General features: G+C 74.7%; 14 protein-coding genes. 6 read left to right on the forward strand and 8 right to left on the reverse strand.

From position 1 onward, the window contains the following. Positions 1 to 4: 4 nt before the first annotated feature. Both ACZ6EM_RS36925 and ACZ6EM_RS36930 read right to left on the reverse strand, forming a co-directional pair. The gene (locus ACZ6EM_RS36925; RefSeq protein WP_465774339.1) at positions 5 to 3883 is read right to left on the reverse strand and encodes a glycosyltransferase family 2 protein; all 3879 of its coding nucleotides are present in this window, start codon (positions 3881 to 3883) and stop codon (positions 5 to 7) included. Positions 3884 to 4107: 224 nt separating this feature from the next. After that, a complete protein-coding gene (locus ACZ6EM_RS36930; RefSeq protein WP_030062195.1) occupies positions 4108 to 4380 on the reverse strand; it encodes a WhiB family transcriptional regulator in 273 nt (90 codons plus the stop codon). 621 nt (positions 4381 to 5001) lie between these two features. On the opposite strand from ACZ6EM_RS36930, the gene ACZ6EM_RS36935 reads away from it, so the two are divergent. Genes ACZ6EM_RS36935 through ACZ6EM_RS36945 form a run of 3 tightly spaced genes read left to right on the forward strand, consistent with a single transcriptional unit; the run spans position 5002 to position 7973 of the window. Then, complete coding sequence (locus tag ACZ6EM_RS36935) at positions 5002 to 5631, forward strand: cysteine dioxygenase (RefSeq protein WP_401043756.1); 630 nt, start codon at positions 5002 to 5004, stop codon at positions 5629 to 5631. Between the two features lie 42 nt (positions 5632 to 5673). Next, the gene (gene cofD / locus ACZ6EM_RS36940) at positions 5674 to 6684 is read left to right on the forward strand and encodes a 2-phospho-L-lactate transferase (protein ID WP_401043759.1); all 1011 of its coding nucleotides are present in this window, start codon (positions 5674 to 5676) and stop codon (positions 6682 to 6684) included. Further along, on the forward strand, positions 6681 to 7973 hold the full coding sequence (locus ACZ6EM_RS36945) for a coenzyme F420-0:L-glutamate ligase (RefSeq protein ID WP_401043761.1): 1293 nt from the start codon (positions 6681 to 6683) through the stop codon (positions 7971 to 7973). Before cofD ends, ACZ6EM_RS36945 begins: the two co-directional genes overlap by 4 nt. A gap of 6 nt (positions 7974 to 7979) precedes the next feature. Here ACZ6EM_RS36945 and ACZ6EM_RS36950 read toward each other — a convergent pair whose 3' ends face one another. The 4 genes from ACZ6EM_RS36950 to ACZ6EM_RS36965 form a co-directional block, all read right to left on the reverse strand. Further along, on the reverse strand, positions 7980 to 8249 hold the full coding sequence (locus ACZ6EM_RS36950) for a type II toxin-antitoxin system RelE family toxin (RefSeq protein WP_401043764.1): 270 nt from the start codon (positions 8247 to 8249) through the stop codon (positions 7980 to 7982). Then, a complete protein-coding gene (locus tag ACZ6EM_RS36955) occupies positions 8246 to 8518 on the reverse strand; it encodes a type II toxin-antitoxin system Phd/YefM family antitoxin (RefSeq protein ID WP_401043767.1) in 273 nt (90 codons plus the stop codon). The genes ACZ6EM_RS36950 and ACZ6EM_RS36955 overlap by 4 nt, the downstream gene beginning before the upstream one ends. Positions 8519 to 8564: 46 nt before the next feature. Further along, complete coding sequence (locus tag ACZ6EM_RS36960; protein ID WP_401043770.1) at positions 8565 to 9476, reverse strand: DNA-3-methyladenine glycosylase family protein; 912 nt, start codon at positions 9474 to 9476, stop codon at positions 8565 to 8567. Between the two features lie 90 nt (positions 9477 to 9566). Next, positions 9567 to 10961, reverse strand: a complete 1395-nt coding sequence (locus ACZ6EM_RS36965; protein WP_465774340.1) for a peptidoglycan recognition protein family protein — start codon at positions 10959 to 10961, stop codon at positions 9567 to 9569. 104 nt (positions 10962 to 11065) lie between these two features. Here ACZ6EM_RS36965 and ACZ6EM_RS36970 point away from each other — a divergent pair, with 104 nt between their 5' ends. From ACZ6EM_RS36970 to ACZ6EM_RS36980, 3 genes are all read left to right on the forward strand, one after another. Next, positions 11066 to 11857 carry a TIGR03089 family protein gene (locus ACZ6EM_RS36970; RefSeq protein WP_401043776.1) on the forward strand — a complete coding sequence of 264 codons (792 nt, stop codon included), beginning with the start codon at positions 11066 to 11068 and terminating at the stop codon, positions 11855 to 11857. A gap of 36 nt (positions 11858 to 11893) precedes the next feature. Beyond that, positions 11894 to 13174: an LCP family protein gene (locus ACZ6EM_RS36975; RefSeq protein ID WP_465774341.1), complete on the forward strand. Its 1281-nt coding sequence runs from the start codon at positions 11894 to 11896 to the stop codon at positions 13172 to 13174. A gap of 225 nt (positions 13175 to 13399) precedes the next feature. Then, a complete protein-coding gene (locus tag ACZ6EM_RS36980; protein ID WP_465774342.1) occupies positions 13400 to 15001 on the forward strand; it encodes an LCP family protein in 1602 nt (533 codons plus the stop codon). On the opposite strand, the gene ACZ6EM_RS36985 is transcribed toward ACZ6EM_RS36980, so the two are convergent. Then, positions 15002 to 15616 (reverse strand): acyltransferase, encoded by a 615-nt coding sequence (locus tag ACZ6EM_RS36985; RefSeq protein ID WP_465774343.1) that lies wholly within the window; start codon positions 15614 to 15616, stop codon positions 15002 to 15004. 87 nt (positions 15617 to 15703) lie between these two features. Next, entirely contained in the window at positions 15704 to 16744 is a 1041-nt protein-coding gene (locus ACZ6EM_RS36990) for a glycosyltransferase family 2 protein (protein ID WP_359910112.1), read from the reverse strand. Positions 16745 to 16872 lie beyond the last annotated feature (128 nt).

Genomic DNA, 16872 nt, shown 5'->3' on the forward strand with positions numbered 1-16872 from the left:
CGGGTCAGCTCCCCGATCCGTGCTGGTGCGGGTACCGGCCGGGGCCGTTGGGGTCGTTCGGGTCGTAGTAGGGCTCGCCCTGCTGCTGGCCCGGCAGCCAGGGCTGCTGCTCCGGCTGCTGCTGGTGGCCGTCGTACCCGTGGGCGTCGTAGCCGTACGGCTGCTGCTGTTCGGGCTGGTACGGCTGCTCGTAGCCCTGCGGCCGGGTGCCGTCGTACCCGTGGTTCTCGTAGCCGTGGGCGTCGTAGCCCTGGCCGCCGTACGGCGCGGCGACCGGCTGCTGGGCCGCGTACTGGTCGTAGCTGTACGGGTCGGCCTGCTGGTACGCCTGGTACGGGTCGGTGTACTGCTCGGCGTCCTGGATGGCGGCGGCCGCCTGGACGGCTCCGGTCACCGGCTCGCCGGCGGGCCGCGCCGGGATCGCGCCCGGCCGGTCGTACACCCCGGACTCGTCGGCACCGCCCTCGGCGCCGTCCGCGCCCTCGCCGCCCTCGCCGCGCTCGGCCATCCGGCGGGCCCGGCGGCTGCCGGGGGCGGGGGCCTGCGCCTGGGCGGCGGCGGCCAGCGCGGCGGCGGCGACGGCCTCCTCGGGCAGGTCGTCGTCCTTGTGGCTGCGGCGGCCGGGCAGGGCCAGCACGAGGATGGTGAGGCCGAGCAGCACCTGGGCCCAGATCCAGCCGGTGTGGGCGGCTCCGCCCTCCCGGGTGACGGTCAGCTTGCCGCCGGCGGCCGGGAGCTTGAAGCCCTGCGCCCAGCCGTCGACCGTGGTGGGCTCCAGCGCGGTGCCGTCCACGGTGGCCTTCCACTCCGTGGCGGCGGACTCGGCGAGCCGCAGCACCCGGCCGTCCGGACCGGCCGGGACGGTGGCGGACAGGTCGCGGGCCCCGGACGGGACGACCACCGGGTTGGCGCCCGGGGCGGTGATCACCGCGCGGACCGCGGGGGTGCCGTTGACCTGCCAGAGCGCGGCGGCGCCGTCCTGGTTGGCCTTGACCAGGCCGGGGGTGGTGTCCAGAACGTCCTTGAAGACGTCGATCACCGGCTGCTGGACCAGCACGTAGGCGATGCCGTAACCGGCCAGCGCGCTCGCCTGGTCGGCACCGGACCCGGCCAGCAGGCTGCCGACCATCTTGTTCAGGCCGTCCTGGGTGCCGGTCGCCGGGTCGACGGTGGACTCGGCCTGGCCGAGCGTCAGCCCGGCGCCGCGCAGCACGGTGTAGCGGACCGCGCCGCCGCTCTTCTCCCCGGTGACGACCAGGGTGCGGGCCCGGTCGGTGGTGCCGGCCTCCTCGGCGATGAACGCGGGGACCTGGTCGGCCTGGCCGCGGTGCAGCGGGCCGCCGGCGCCGGTCAGCGCCCACCACAGGCCGGTGCCCAGCGGCGCCAGCACGGCCGTGGCCACCACCAGGGCGGCCACCGGCTGGCGCCAGCCGAAGGCGATCCCGGCCACGCGGGCGTTGGCGCCGTCGGCGCCGATCGCGGCGGCGGCCAGCAGGGCGATGCCGGCGATCAGGGTGGCCGGACCGGCCCAGGCGGGCACCGCCGGGCCGCCGGAGGCCGGGGTGACGGAGGTGCCCGCCACCGCGACCGAGAAGACCAGGCCGGCACCGGCCGCACCCCAGGCGACGAGGACCGCGCGGCGGCGGTCGGCGCGCAGCAGCGCGGCCAGCGCGGCGAGCACGACACCCGCCGAGAGCCAGATCGGCGGCACCCCGGCGCCGCCCGGGTTGACCAGCAGCAGACCGGCCGCGCTCGCGCCGCTGCCGTGCAGGCCGGGCAGCCCGGCCTCCAGCAGCAGCCGCTGCGGGTGCGACAGCACCGCGAGCGACCACGGCGCCAGCACCACGACGGGCACCGTCAGGATCACCAGGACGCGCAGGCCGAGCAGGCGCAGCGCCGCGCCACCGGAGCCGAAGGCGCCGCCGCGCAGCACCGCGACGACCAGCATCGCCAGGCAGAGCGGCACCGCGAGCGCCCAGGTCAGCGGGACGAAGGCGGTGGCCAGGGTGAGCAGCAGGACGGCCATCCAGACCGGGCGCCAGCCCGGGCGGGCGCCCTTGGCGGCGCTCTCGTCCCGGATGCCGAGGCCGGCCGCGATGGCGGCGGCGCGGGCCAGCGGCGGCAGCAGCACGGCGAGCACGGCGGTGCCGATCCGGCCCTGGGCGAGCGCGCCGGTCGCGGCGGGCAGCAGCGCGTAGGTGGCGCTGGCCCAGGCGCGGACCACCTTGGAGTCCAGCAGCGGCCGGGACACCAGGTAGGCGCTGACCGCGGCCAGCGGGACGGCGAGCACCACGATCAGGGTGAGCGCGAGGTCGGCGTGGTCGAAGAGCAGCCAGGAGAGCACGGCCAGCACGCCGAGGTACGGCGGCGCGGCGGCGGTGGAGCCGGTGCCGACCGGGTGCCAGGCGTCCGCGTACATCGACCAGAGGCCGCCGGCCCCGTCGGCCGCGGGCAGCAGGGCGCCGCCGAACAGCTCGCCGCTGCCGAACAGGCCGCGGCAGGCGATCAGGGCGAACACCAGCACGGCCGCGAACAGCACCGGCGCCGGGCGCCGGGCGAGCTTCTTGAGCAGCGCGAACTGCTCGACGACCAGGTCCTCGGCGTCCTCGTCGCCGCCGGCCTCGGCCGAGCCGTGCCGGCCGCTGTCGTCGCCGCCCCCTATCCCGAGCGAGCCGACGACGCCCTCGACCGCCAGCCGGGTGGTGGCGCCGGGGGCCGGGAAGAGCGTGCGGTCGTCCAGGGCGTCCGCCGCCCGGGACCGGGCACGGCGCTTGCGCGCGGCCAACAGCCGTGGGAAGCGGACGAGTTCGTGGCCGAGGCCGGCGAGTTCGTCGAAGGCCTGGCGCGGGTCCTTGCCGAGCAGGTTGGTGACGGCCCGCAGCAGGGTGCCGAGCACCAGCCGCAGCAGGACGTAGGGGAAGAGCGCGCCCTTGCAGTTGGTGAGCAGGGTGTAGACCGCGCCGGCCTTGTCCACCCGGTGCGGGTGGGAGGGGCCGCAGTCGATCGCGCGGCGCTCGCGGGAGGACGCCTCGGCGTGCCGCAGCACGGCGTCGGGGGCGACCACCACGCGGTGGCCGGCGGCGTTGACCCGCCAGCAGAAGTCGGTGTCGTCCCGCATCAGCGGGAGGGCCCTGTCGAAGCCGCCGAGCTCCTCGAAGACGTCCCGGCGCACCAGCATGCCCGCGCTGGAGACGGCGAGCACCGGGCGGACCTGGTCGTGCTGGCCCTGGTCCTGCTCGCGGCGGTCCAGGCCGGTCCAGCGGCGGCCGGAGTGGGCGATGGTGACGCCGACCTCCAGCAGCTGGCGGCGGTCGTACCAGCTGCGCAGCTTGGGGCCGACCACGGCGGCGCTGGAGGTGGAGTCGGCGACCTGGAGCAGCCGGCGCAGCGCGTCGGTCTGCGGTTCGCAGTCGTCGTGCAGCAGCCAGAGCCATTCGACCGGCCGGGTCTCGCGGGGGCCGCCGCGGCCGAGGTCGTCCTCCTGGGCGAGCGGGTCGCCGAAGTCGTCCCAGCCGCCGGTGACCGGGTCGTAGCCGGACGGGTCGAGCCGGTACGGCAGGTCTTCCGGTCGCAGGGGCGCGCTGCTCGACACGGCCTCGGCGACGGCGGTGCCGAAGCCGGCCCGGCGGCCGAGGACCAGCGGGCCGCTGTCCGGCAGCCAGTCGGCGAGGGTGTCGGCGAGCAGTTGCGGAGAGTTGTCGGTGGATCCGGTGTCGACGGCGAGGATCCGCTGGACCTGGCGGTCCTGACCGAGCAGGCCGGCCATGGCCTGCGGCAGCCAGCGGGCGCCGTCGTGCGAGACGATCACGGCGGTGACCAGGTGGCGCGGGTAGGCGGGCGGCCGGGAAGCGGTGGAGCCGCTCTGGTGGCTGTAGACGGTCATCGCGTGCGCGGGCCCCAGTTCTCGGTGGACACAGCCGGTGAACGGCAACCGGATGGCGCACCACACTAACGGCTCCGGGTGGCCGCTTCGTCCGGGGTGTGCGTGCGGAGACCGTGAAGGGGGCCCCGGGAACACGAAAGCGCCCCACCATCGCGGTGAGGCGCCCGTACGGCTGTGCGGCTGTCCGTCGCTGTCGAAGGGTCAGCGAGGGTCGGGGCCGCCCGTCAGACCGCGCTCTTCTTGAGCCGGCGGCGCTCGCGCTCGGAGAGACCGCCCCAGATGCCGAAGCGCTCGTCATTGGCGAGCGCGTACTCCAGGCACTCGGAGCGGACCTCGCAGGCGAGGCAGACCTTCTTGGCCTCGCGGGTCGAGCCGCCCTTCTCGGGAAAGAAGGACTCGGGGTCGGTCTGGGCGCACAACGCGCGCTCCTGCCAGCCGAGTTCCTCCTCGTCCTCCGCGATGCCGTCCCCGATCAACAGCTCAAAGAGCTCGCTCATGTGGCGCGCCTCCTCTGCCCCTACTTGGCGTCCCCGTGGTTGCCGTTGCCTCGTGCGGCCGACGACACGAGTGAAATTACAGTTGCGTCACTCTGGCCCAGTCAAGCCGAGCTCTGGTATTGGGGCCGGGATTCACTCCCTGGCACCAAGCCGTTACGAATAGTGTACATATCCGGACACATCGGACCTTCTGCCTCAAGGTCCTGAACAGTGCCGAACCATCCGCAACCATTCAGCAGGTGACGCCCGGTCACCGCCACAGGCCGGTCATCGGGTTGCCTTCCCGGCGATCTTCCCATCGAAACATAGAGAGTGATGAATCACCCCATCAGGGAAAGATCCGGACCTAACCCCCTCGAATGCCGCATCCTTTGGTTTGACACCGCCCTCGCGGATGCGGTGTCCTTGCTTCTATGTCAGAGTTCGCCAGCCCCCGGAGCGGTTCCACCCTCCGCCGTGCCGTGAACTCTTGTTGTCGCCTCTGTTCCTGCTGTATCTAGGCGCCCGCGTCCCACCGCGCGCCGCCCCCAGGAAGCACAGAGGCCGCCCGCGATTCCCGTCCCAGGACATCCGGATCCGGCCGATCCCACGAACCGGCCGACTCCTCCGAGGACGACTCCCGTGCGCATGATCCGCATCCGCAAGCGGAACCGCGACCGCAACAAGCTCGCCCACCGCGGCCCCGCCACCGCCCCCGCCGGCACCCGGACCCGCCAGTGGGCCGACGGCCTCAGCGACGTCTCCATCGCCGGCGACCCGCTCGCCTTCCCGCACCTGGCCCGCACCGACCTGCCGGCCCACCCCACCACCGTCGCCGGGTACGCCCGGCTGGTGCGCGAGATCGCCGCCGACCGCACCCGTTGGGAGCCGCTCGTCCGCTACGACGCGCTGACCCGCTGGTACGCCCGGCTGGAGACCGGCCCCGGCTACGAGGTCTGGCTGCTCAGCTGGCTGCCCGGCCAGTCCAGCGGCTTCCACGACCACGGCGAGTCCTCCGGCGTGATGAGCGTCGTCAAGGGCGAGCTGATCGAGCGCTCCCTCACGCACGCGGGCGAGGGCGCCCGCGCCCTGCGGCCCGGCGGGCAGCGCGTGTTCTCCTCCGGCTACCTGCACGAGGTCGTCAACGGCGCGCTCGAACCCGCCGTCTCCATCCACCTCTACACCCCGGGCCTGACCGAGATGAACCAGTACGGCGCCGCCGCCGTCCCCGAGCAGCACCCCGAGCAGCAGGCACAGGCCGGGTCGCACTGATCCCGGGCTGACGGAGGGTCCGACCGTGGCAGGATGAGTCCCATGCGCATCGTGGCACTGGCAGGCGGAATCGGCGGGGCGCGCTTCCTGCGCGGACTCCGCGCGGCGGTCGGACCGCAGGACGAGATCACCGTCATCGGCAACACCGGCGACGACATCCACCTCTACGGCCTCAAGGTCTGCCCCGACCTCGACACCGTGATGTACACCCTCGGCGGCGGCATCCACGAGGAACAGGGCTGGGGCCGGACCGACGAGACCTGGTCCATCAAGGCCGAGATGAAGGCGTACGGCGTCGGCCCCGAGTGGTTCGGGCTCGGCGACCGGGACTTCGCCACCCACCTCGTGCGCAGCCAGATGCTCACCGCCGGGTACAGCCTCACCCAGGTCACCGAGGCGCTGTGCGTGCGCTGGAAGCCGGGCGTGCGGCTGCTGCCGATGAGCGACGACCGGGTCGAGACCCACGTGCGGATCACCGACGAGCAGGGCACCCGGGCGATCCACTTCCAGGAGTACTGGGTCAAGCTGCACGCCGCGGTGGACGCCGAGGCGGTCGTCGCGGTCGGCGCGGACACCGCCAAGCCCGCGCCCGGCGTGCTGGAGGCGATCGCCGGGGCGGACGTCATCCTCTTCCCGCCGTCCAACCCGGTGGTCTCGATCGGCACCATCCTCGCCGTCCCCGGCATCCGGGAGGCGGTCGCCGCCGCGCCCGCGCCCGTCGTCGGGCTCTCCCCGATCATCGGCGGGGCGCCGGTGCGCGGCATGGCCGACAAGGTGCTCGCCGCCGTCGGCGTCGAGGCCACCGCGGAGGCGGTCGCGCTGAACTACGGCAGCAGGGCGGCGCTGCCAAGCGGCCCGGGCGAGAGCGGCGACGGGCGAGGGGCGGGCCTTCTCGACGGGTGGCTGGTCGACAGCGCCGACGAGGCCTCGGTGGCCGCCGTCGAGGCCGCCGGGATCGCCTGCCGGGCCGTCCCGCTGCTGATGACCGACATCGAGGCCACCGCCGAGATGGCGCGCACCGCGCTGGCGCTGGCGGAGCAGGTGCGGAAGTGACGCTGGAGGTCCTCGGAGTCGGCGGCATCCCCGAGATCGAGGCGGGGGCGGACCTGGGCGAGCTCATCGCCAAGGCGGGGACGTACCAGGACGGCGACATCCTGCTGGTCACCTCGAAGATCGTCAGCAAGGCCGAGGACCGGCTGCTGCACGCCACCGACCGCGAGGACGCGATCGACGCCGAGACCGTCCGACTGGTCGCCCGGCGCGGACCGATCCGGATCGTGGAGAACCGCAACGGCTTCATCATGGCCGCCGCCGGGGTCGACGCCTCCAACACCGCCCCCGGCACCGTACTGCTGCTGCCCGAGGACCCGGACGCCTCCGCGCGGGCGCTGCGGGCCCGGCTCCAGCAGCTCACCGGCCGCCGGCTCGCCGTCGTCGTCACCGACACCTTCGGACGGCCCTGGCGCAACGGGCTGACCGACGTCGCGATCGGCGCCGCGGGCCTCTCCGTCCTGGAGGACCACCGGGGCCGCACCGACAGCCACGGCAACCGGCTGGAGATGACCGTCACCGCGACGGCCGACGAACTCGCCGCCGCCGCCGACCTGGTGAAGGGCAAGGCCACCGGCGTCCCGGTGGCGGTCGTGCGCGGACTCGGGCACCTCGTCACCGCCGAGGACGGCGAGGGCGTCCGGCCGCTGGTCCGGCCCTCCGTCGACGACATGTTCCGGCTCGGCACCTCCGAGGCGCTGCGGCAGGCCGTCACCCTGCGGCGCACCGTCCGCTCCTTCACCGCGGAACCGGTCGACCCGGCCGCCGTCCGCCGCGCCGTCGCCGCCGCCGTCACCGCGCCCGCCCCGCACCACACCACGCCGTGGCGGTTCGTGCTGCTGGAGTCGGCGGACACCCGGGTGCGGCTGCTCGACGCGATGCTCGCCGCCTGGCAGCGCGACCTGCGCGAACTCGACGGCTGGGACGAGGCGAGGATCGCCCGGCGCACCGCCCGCGGCAACGTCCTGCGCGACGCCCCCTACCTGGTGGTGCCCTGCCTGGTGACGGACGGCTCGCACGACTACCCCGACCCGCGCCGGGCCACCGCCGAACGGGAGATGTTCACCGTCGCCGTCGGCGCCGCCGTGCAGAACCTGCTGGTCGCGCTCACCGGCGAGGGCTACGGCTCCGCCTGGGTCTCGTCCACCATGTTCTGCCGCGACACCGTGCGCGAGGCGCTGGACCTCCCGGACGACTGGGACCCGATGGGCGCCGTCGCCGTCGGCCGCCCCGCCGAGCCGCCGAAGGCCCGCCCGGAGCGCGGCGCCGACGCCTTCATCGCGGTGCGGTAGGGATGCTCAGAGACCGCGGTAGACGTCCCGGCGATTGCCGACGTGAACGACGAGGATCACCAACACGTCGCCGCGCACCTGATAGATCACCCGGAAATCACCGACCCTGAGCCGGTAGAGGTCATCGTTGCCGGCCAGCTTCTTGACGTCGGGTCCGTCGACGAACGGGTCGTCCCCCAGCTCGGTGAGGGCGGTGAGGATACGCATCACCTCAAGCCGACCGATCCCGCGCAGCTGGCGCCGGGCATGCGAGGTGAAGCCGAAGGCGTACTTCACGCAGCGCTCCCGGCGGAGTCCGCGGGCGATCCGAACAAGTCCGCCAGCAGCTCGGCCATGGTGACGGTCGGATCGTCCAGGTGCTTCCGCGCCTCACGCGCGGCGAGTTCATCCGCCGCATCCTCTATGGCGTCGAGAATCTCGATCGGCACGACCGCTCCGACGCGCTCGCCCTTGCGCGTGATCACGGTGATCTCGCCGGCCTCGGCCTGGGTGACCACCTCCGCAAGGCGTGCCCGCAGTTCCCGGATGTTCAGCGCGTCGGTCATGACTCAAGCGTACACATGAACGTGTACACCAGGAGGGGTTTCCGGGTCAGCGGCGGCGGTGGTCGTTGGGGGTCAGGCGCGCGCCGTAGCGGGGGGCGTGGACGCCGGTGGCCAGCAGCAGGCGGCAGACGCGGTGGCGCTGGGGACGGTAGGGCTCCAGCAGCGCCAGCATCTGGGCGTCGTCGCTGCGGGGGCGGCCGGCCAGGGCCCAGCCGACCAGATCGGGCAGGTGGAAGTCCCCGACCGAGACCGCGTCCGGATCGCCGTTGCTGCGCTGCAGGGTCTCGGCGGCCGTCCAGACCCCGATGCCCGGGACGGCGGTGAGGCGGGCGAAGGCCTCCTCGTGGCCCATCGCCGAGGCCTCCTCCAGCCGCGGCGCCAGCCGGACCGCGCGCATGATCGTCGCCGAGCGCTTCGGGTCCACGCCCGCCCGGTGCCACTCCCAGCTCGGCACCAGCGCCCACTCGCGGGCCGACGGTGCCACCCGCATGCCCTCGGCCGGGCCCGGCGCCGGGGTGCCGAAGTCCCGCAGCAGGGTGCGCCAGGCGCGGTAGGCCTCGTCGGTGGTGACCTTCTGCTCCAGGATCGCCGGGACCAGCGACTCCAGCACCAGACCGGTCCTGGCCAGCCGGACCCCGGCGGTACGGCGCTGGGCGTCCCGCAGCGGGCCGGGCGGCAGGACCAGCGCCTCCGGGGCGTCGTCGGCGCCGAGCAGGGTGGGGAGGCGGTCGAGGAGCCAGTCCGCGCCCGGGCCCCAGGCGCTCGCCTCGACCTCGCCGGCGGCCGGACGCGGCAGCACCCGCAGGGTGCCGATGCCGGCCGGGGTGCGGGAGGCGCGCCAGACGGCGCCGTCACCGGTGCTGCGGTACGCCGGATCGGCGGGGCCCCGGCGCAGCGGGAGCAGGGTGCGGGCCACGTCCAGCGGGAAGCCCGGGCGCCAGCGCCGTACCGCTTCCACCGCTGTCGCCTCCCGCGTCGCCTCCGGACATGAACGATACGCGCGGGGTCGGACGGGCCCGGGGCGGCACCGGCCGGACGCGGCGAGGGGTCAGCGGCTCTGGAGGAGGGCGGCCGCGGTGCGCAGGGCGGGGAGCAGGGCGTAGAGGGCGTTGCCCGGGCACTCGGTGGCGACGGCGTCACGGTGTCCGGAGACGGCGTCGAACTCGACGACGCTGCCCCTGGGGTAGCGGCTGGCGCCCGAGGAGGAGGTGAGCTTGGTACGGCCGTCGGCGGGTTGGGCTTCGAGGCCGAGCTTCCAGGCGGCGAGCGCGGCGAGGCCGTCGACGAGCGGCTGGGGCGGCCGGCCGTCGACGTAGGTGCCGAGCGCGGCGATGCCGGAGGAGTCGGCGTTGAAGCCGAGGGTGTGGGCGCCCTGGACGGGCCGCTCGACGCCGCCCGCCCGGCCCTCGTAGACGGTGCCGCAGCGGTCGACCAGGAAGTTGTAGCCGATGTCCCGCCAGCCGTTGGTCTTCACGTGGTACTGGTAGATCGCCCGGATCACCCGGGGGGCGTCGGCGCAGGCGTAGTCCGTGGCGGTGTCGGTGTGGTGGACGAAGACCTCGCGGACCGGGCCGGTGTACACGAAGTCCCGCTCGCGCAGTGACTCGTCGGCCCCCCAGCCGGCCCGGGTGACGATCGTCGGGCGCGGAGCCTGGCCCTTGGGCCCCGGCTCGGTGGACGGCCCCGTCGGCGGGTCCGCGGGCGACTCCGTCGGTGACCCGGTTGTCGGGTCCGTCGGCGGATTCACGGGAGGCCCGGTCGGCGGGTCCGTCAGCGGGTTGGCGGGAGGCCCGGTCGGCGGATCCGTCGGCGAGGCCGTCGGCGGATTCACGGGAGGCCCGGTCGGCGGGTCCGTCGGCGGGTTGGCGGGCGGATCCGTCGGCGAGGCCGTCGGCGGGTCAATCGGCGAGGCCGTCGGCGGGTCAGTCGGCGAGGCCGTCGGCGGGTCCGTCGACGGCCCGGTCGGCGGCTCCGCGGGCAGGGTCCGCACGCCCGCCGGGGCGGCCCCGTTCCCCGGGTCGACCAGGTCGAGCCGCAGCCCGGCCGGGACTCCGGCGGGCCCGGGCCGGACCTCCACCGCGACGCCGTCGCTGCGGCCGGTCCAGAGCGGGGCGGTGGCGCCGTGCGCCGGGTGGTCGGGACCGGCCTCCAGCCGGTGCCAGGCACTCCAGCGGCCGGTGGCGGCGTCCCGGGTGCGGACCCGGACCACCGCCCCGGCGAGGGCGTCCGCCGGGCCGTCCCAGCCCAGGCCGAGGAGTTCGAACGGTCGGGTGCCGCGCGCGGCGAGGCCGGTCCCGGCGGGCAGCGGGAGGGTGGTGGTCGAGCCGCCGCCGGCGAACTCGCGGCGCTGCGGCGTCGGCGAGGGGGTCGCGGTGGCGGCGGGTTGGAGCAGGAGGGCGGCGGTGCATCCGGCGAGCAGGGCGGCCGGGAGTGAGAGGCGCATAAACCGGATCGTCGCCGCAAACCGGACCGCCCGCCACGCCGCTCCGCGCCCGTTCGGCCGCCCCTCCCGGCCTCCCACCCGAAGGCCGTAGGCTGGGGCGCACCATGACTGCGCCTTTCGCTGCCGATGCCCGCACCCCCGTCGAGCTGCTGCACGCATTCCTGCGCGGCGGCACCCCTTCGGTCGATCCCGCGGCCCCGCTGGTCACCTTCTACGACGACGCCACCGGCGAACGGGTGGAGCTCTCCGCCCGCACCTTCGACAACTGGGTCGCCAAGACCGCCAACCTCCTCCAGGACGAGCTGAACGCCGGCCCCGGTGACCGGGCGGCGCTGCTGCTGCCCGCCCACTGGCAGAGCGCCGTCTGGCTGCTGGCCTGCTGGTCGGTCGGGGTGGCGGCGGTCCCGAGCGGTGACCCGGCCGCCGCCGACCTGGTGGTCAGCGGCCCGGACGGGCTGGAGGCCGCCCAGGCCTGCGAGGGCGAGCGGGTCGCGCTCGCCCTGCGCCCGCTCGGCGGCCGCTTCCCGCAGCGTCCGGAAGGGTTCCTGGACTACGCCGCCGAGGTGCCCGGCCAGGGCGACCGCTTCGCGCCGTACTCCCCCGTCGCCCCGGACGGGCAGGCGCTGGAGACCGCGGTGGACGGGCTGCCGCTGAAGCTGACGGGCGAGCAGACCGTGGCGCTGGCCCGGGAGGGCGCGGCGCGGCTCGGCCTGAAGCCCGGTGACCGCGTCCTGTCCACCCTCGCGTACGACGACTGGGCCGGTCTGGAGGCCGGTCTGCTGGCGCCGCTGGCGGCCGGTGCCTCGGTGGTGCTGTGCCGCAATTCGCAGGCGCTGGACGCCGGGCAGTGGGAGAAGCGGACGGAATCCGAACGGGTGACACTGCGCCTCGGCTAACGCCCGGCGCGGGCCCGGCGGGTAGGGATCGCTGCCATGGCCGAGGACGACACCGCGCACCCCCCGACCGGCACTCCCCCGGCGAACGGCCCCGCACAGGACGATCCGCCGACCGACACCCCTCCCGACGGGGCCGGACGCCCGCGACGGCGCCGGCGGTGGTTGATGATCACCGCCGGCGCCGTCGCGTTCCTGCTGGTCGCCGCCGGCGCGCTGCTCTGGATCGCCTACCGCAAGCTGGACGGCAACATCCGCACCGACTCGGCCACCGACCGGCTGCTCGCCCGGCTGGAGGCCGAGCGGCCGAGCCGCACCGCCGGGGCGCGGGGCGCCGAGAACATCCTGCTGATCGGCAGCGACGACCGCTCCGGCGCGAACGCCTCGTACGGCGGTGGGAGCGGCACCGAGCGCTCGGACACCACGATCCTGCTGCACCTGGCCGCCGACCGCAGGCACGCGACGGCGGTCTCGGTGCCGCGCGACGTCATGGTCTCCGTCCCCGCCTGCGAGAAGCCGGACGGCAGCCGCAGCAAGCCCGCGCTGATGCAGTTCAACCGGGCCTTCGAGACGGGCGGTCCGGCCTGCTCGATCCGGACCGTCGAGAAGCTGAGCGGCATCCGGATCGACCACTACGTGATCCTCGACTTCAGCGGCTTCAAGACGATGGTGGACGCGATCGGCGGGGTCGAGGTGTGCGTGCCGCAGCCGATCCACGACAAGGACGCCAGGCTCGACCTGCCCGCCGGCCGGCAGACCCTGCACGGCGAGCAGGCGCTCGGCTACGTCCGGGCCCGGGAGAGCCTGGGCGACGGCAGCGACACCCAACGCATGGGCCGCCAGCAGCAGTTCCTGGCCGCGCTGATCCGCAAGGCGCAGTCGCAGGGCGTGCTGCTGAACCCGGCGAAGCTGTGGCCGGTGCTGGACGCCGCGACCTCCTCGGTGCGGGCGGACGGCGGGCTGTCCTCGCTCGGCGCGCTGTACGACCTCACCCAGGACCTGCGCGGCGTCCCCTCGGCGGACGTGGTCTTCCTGACCGCGCCGCGCCGCCCGTACCGCTACGACTCGGACCGGGACGAGTTCGTGCAGCCGCAGACCGGCCAGTTGTTCGCGGCGTTGCGGGACGACCGGCCGGTCGCCGTCCGGCCGCCCGGGTCCTCGCCCTCGTCGGGCCCGTCCCCGTCCCCGGGGGCGGGTCCGACGGCCGAGGTGGCGGCGGCGGTGACGGCCTCGGCGACGGCGACCGCGTCACCCTCCGCGAGCGCCGCGCCCACCTTCGAGGGACGCACCGCCGACGTGGACGCCTGCGCCCCGCACTGAACCGCCGACCCCCGACCGCGCCGGCGCACCCCGGTCCGGCCCCGTCGGCCGATCCGGACGTTTCCGCAATTGCTCGGCCACGAGCGGTATTTATCCCCGCCCTGCCGGAACATGGCGGAGATCACACCGGGAACGACTCCCCCGTTCGGCTCGTCTAGTGTGTCCGGATCGGCCCGTCCGTACGGGCGGTCCGCAGCCGTGACCGGTCGAAGGTAGGGAACCCCCGTGCACGAGGAGCAACCGGAAGGCGGCCGGTACCGGGTCGACCCGGCTCCCGGCGTCCCCCGGCAGCGCCGGCGGGCCGTCGAGGCACCGGCGGCACCGGCCCCCGAGGGCCGCCGGGACAGCCGGCGGCGGGCGGCCGCGCTCGCCAAGCGCAGCCGGCGCCGACGGGCGCTCAAGTGGACGGCCGGGGCGGGCGCCCTGGTGATGGTGGCGGGCTGCGGCGGAGCGTACTACCTGTACCGGCACTTCAACGACAACCTGACCTCGGTCAAGGTCCAGCTGGGCGACGAGTCCGAGCGGCCCCCGGCCGCCGGGGACGCGCTGAACATCCTGGTGATCGGCACGGACAGCCGGGAGGGCCTCGGCCGGGAGTACGGCGACGAGGGCAGCACCGGGCACGCCGACACCACGCTGCTGTTCCACATCGCCAAGGACCGCACCAACGCGACGGTGATCAGCCTCCCGCGCGACCTGATGCTGCCGATCCCGGAGTGCCAGAACGCCCAGGGGAAGAAGATCCAGGGCTCGGCGCGGGAGGAGTTCAACAACAGCCTCGGCCAGGAGGGGCGCGACGCGGGCTGCACCTGGAAGACCGTCGAGAAGAACACCGGGATCCGGGTCGACCACTTCGTGCAGGTCAACTTCGAGGCGGTGAAGACCCTGTCCACCGCCGTCGGCGGGGTCGAGGTCTGCGCGGCCAAGGACATCAACGACTCCGGCTCCCACCTCAAGATGACCAAGGGCCGGCACGTGGTCCAGGGCGAGGAGGCGCTGGCCTTCGTCCGCACCCGGCACGCGGTCGGCCAGGGCGGCGACCTCACCCGGATCCCGCTCCAGCAGCAGTTCATCAGCTCGATGATCCGCAAGATCAAGAGCGACGACACCCTGACCAGCCCGACCAAGCTCTACAAGCTCGCGGACGCCGCCACCAAGGCACTCACCGTGGACTCCGGCATCGGCAGCGTGGACAAGCTCAAGGACCTCGCGCTGGACATCAGCAAGGTGGACACCAAGAACATCACCTTCACCACCGCGCCCGTCCTGGACGACCCCAAGGACGAGAACCGGGTGATCCTCAAGCAGCCGGACGCCGGGCAGCTGTTCGCGATGGTCGCGGCCGACCGCTCGCTGACCGAGACCGCCGCCCCGCCGGGCGCCCCGCCCGCCGCCGAGGCCCCGGCCACCGGCGCCGCGACCCCGCCGCCCGCCCCGGCCGCCACCACCCCGCCGGTCTCCGGCAAGGGCGTCCAGCTGACGGTGCGCAACGGCAGCGGCACCCGCGGACAGTCCGGGCCGACCGTGGAGAAGCTCCGGGCGAAGGGCTTCGACAAGGCCGTGGTGGGCAGCGACGCACCGCCCGCCGAGACCACCACGGTGTCCTACCCGTCCGGCCGGGAGGCCGAGGCCCAGGCCCTGGCCGCCGCCCTCGGCCTGCCCGGCGACGCCGTCCGGCCGGCCGCGAAGTCGGACCCGAAGGGCGGGCTGCTGCTGGTGCTCGGCAAGGACGTGCTGGCCGCCGCCAACCCGTCGGCGGTGCCCACCGAGGCGCCCGAGGACCTCCAGCGGGTCCAGGCGGACGACACCGACGTCTGCGCCAAGTAGCTAGCCGGGCAGGAGGGTTCCGCCCTCCTCGCGGTACCGCTCGGAGGTCCGGGGGCACTGCCAGCCGCCGTCCCCGGTGGGCCGCAGCGGCTCGCCGGCCCGGCCGACCCAGCCGATCCGGCGGGCCGGGACACCGGCGACCAGCGCGAAGTCCGGGACGTCCCGGTGCACCACCGCGCCGGCCGCGACCAGCGCCCAGCGGCCGACCGTCACCCCGGCGACCAGCACCGCACGGCCGCCGATCGAGCAGCCCTGACTGAGCGTCACCCCCTCGGCCCGCCAGTCGTGTTGGCCCTTGGGGCGGCCCTCGGGAGTGACCGCGCGGGGGTACCGGTCATTGGTGAGGACGGCGGCCGGGCCGATGAACACCCCGTCCTCGACCACCGCCGGCTCGTACACCAGCGCGTGGTTCTGCACCTTGACCCGGTCCCCGATCCGCACGCCGGGGCCGACGTACGCGCCGCGGCCGATCACGCAGTCCGCACCGACCACCGCGTCCTCGCGGACCTGGGCGAGGTGCCAGACCGCCGTCCCGGCACCGATCGCGGCCCGTTCGTCGACGTCCGCGCTCGGCTCGATCCGGGCCGCACCCGCCCCGTCCTCAACTGTCGCCATGCGCACCGACGATAGCGGCGCCGCACGGCACCGCGGGCTGCCGAGACGAATCAGCGGACGCCAGGGCGTGTCAGGCGCGCCCCGGGATCAACCCGTCTTCGAGAGCACGTCCTTGGAGGACGGGCCGACGCTGGCGATCACTCTTCGGGCCAGCGAGCGCGGAGAGGTCAGGAAGCCGAAGCCCCAGCTGAGGTGCATGGTCGCGAAGGCCACCGGCAGCAGCGCCCTGGCCTTGAACGACAGCCCGCGGCCTTCGACCGCGGCGCCGCCGAGGATGCCCATCAGGTACGCGCCGGGCACCGCCAGGAAGGCCGGGTGGACGGCGGCGCCGAGCACCAGCCCGAGGACGACCGCCGCCAGCGCGGCCGGCGGGGCGAGGTAGCGCATGTTGACCGAGCCGCGGTGGTAGCGGGTGACCACCCGGCGCCAGCGGCCGTAGTCCTTGTACTGCTTGGCCAGCGCCCGCACCGAGGGGCGGGGCCGGTACGTCACCTTGAGCTGCGGGGTGAACCAGACCAGGCCGCCGTCCTGGCGGATCCGGTAGTTCAGCTCCCAGTCCTGGGCGCGGATGAACTCCTCGTTGTAGCCGCCGAGCTTCTCCAGCACCTCGCGCCGGAACACCCCGAGGTAGACGGTGTCCGCCGGGCCGGCCAGGCCGCCGGTGTGGAAGGCCGCGTTCCCGACGCCGATCTTGGAGGTCATCGCGGCGGCGACCGCGTGCTCCCACTCGGTCTCGCCCTCGGCGTGCATGATGCCGCCGACGTTGGCCGCCTCCATCTCGCCGAGCAGCCGGACCGCCGTGGTGATGTAGCCGGGGGTGAGCAGGCCGTGGCCGTCCACGCGCACGACTATCGGGTGCCGTGAGCCCCGGATCGCGGCGTTCAGCCCGGCCGGCGTCCGGCCGGTGGGGTTCGCCACCGTCCGCACCCGCGGGTCCTCGGCCACCAGCTCGGCCGCGATCTCCGCGGTGCGGTCGGTGGAGGGGCCGAGGGCGATCACCACCTCCATCGGCCCGGGATACTCCTGGTCCAGGATGCGGCGGACCGCCGTGCGCAGGTGACGTTCCTCGTTGAGCACCGGCATGATCACGGAAACAGCCGGCAGCTCCTCAGCAGCCTTGGTGTTCATCGGGGCCAACCGTACCGGTGCGGACGCGTCCCCGTCTTGTCCCGGTCTGGGCGGCCGGGGACGCCTCGCGGCGCGGCACCGGTGCTGTGATCAAGAACACCGTACTCCCCCTTACGCGCGGGCCGGAA

The sequence above is a fragment of the Kitasatospora sp. NPDC041917 genome (genome assembly GCF_055589745.1).

Excerpts from the sequence above, each read along its gene's own strand:
- ACZ6EM_RS36925 (WP_465774339.1), bottom strand. The coding sequence starts at position 3,883 with ATGACCGTCTACAGCCACCAGAGCGGCTCCACCGCTTCCCGGCCGCCC.
- cofD (WP_401043759.1), top strand. The coding sequence starts at position 5,674 with ATGCGCATCGTGGCACTGGCAGGCGGAATCGGCGGGGCGCGCTTCCTG.
- ACZ6EM_RS36930 (WP_030062195.1), bottom strand. The coding sequence starts at position 4,380 with ATGAGCGAGCTCTTTGAGCTGTTGATCGGGGACGGCATCGCGGAGGAC.
- ACZ6EM_RS36985 (WP_465774343.1), bottom strand. The coding sequence starts at position 15,616 with ATGGCGACAGTTGAGGACGGGGCGGGTGCGGCCCGGATCGAGCCGAGC.
- ACZ6EM_RS36975 (WP_465774341.1), top strand. The coding sequence starts at position 11,894 with ATGGCCGAGGACGACACCGCGCACCCCCCGACCGGCACTCCCCCGGCG.
- ACZ6EM_RS36970 (WP_401043776.1), top strand. The coding sequence starts at position 11,066 with ATGACTGCGCCTTTCGCTGCCGATGCCCGCACCCCCGTCGAGCTGCTG.
- ACZ6EM_RS36965 (WP_465774340.1), bottom strand. The coding sequence starts at position 10,961 with ATGCGCCTCTCACTCCCGGCCGCCCTGCTCGCCGGATGCACCGCCGCC.
- ACZ6EM_RS36955 (WP_401043767.1), bottom strand. The coding sequence starts at position 8,518 with ATGACCGACGCGCTGAACATCCGGGAACTGCGGGCACGCCTTGCGGAG.
- ACZ6EM_RS36990 (WP_359910112.1), bottom strand. The coding sequence starts at position 16,744 with ATGAACACCAAGGCTGCTGAGGAGCTGCCGGCTGTTTCCGTGATCATG.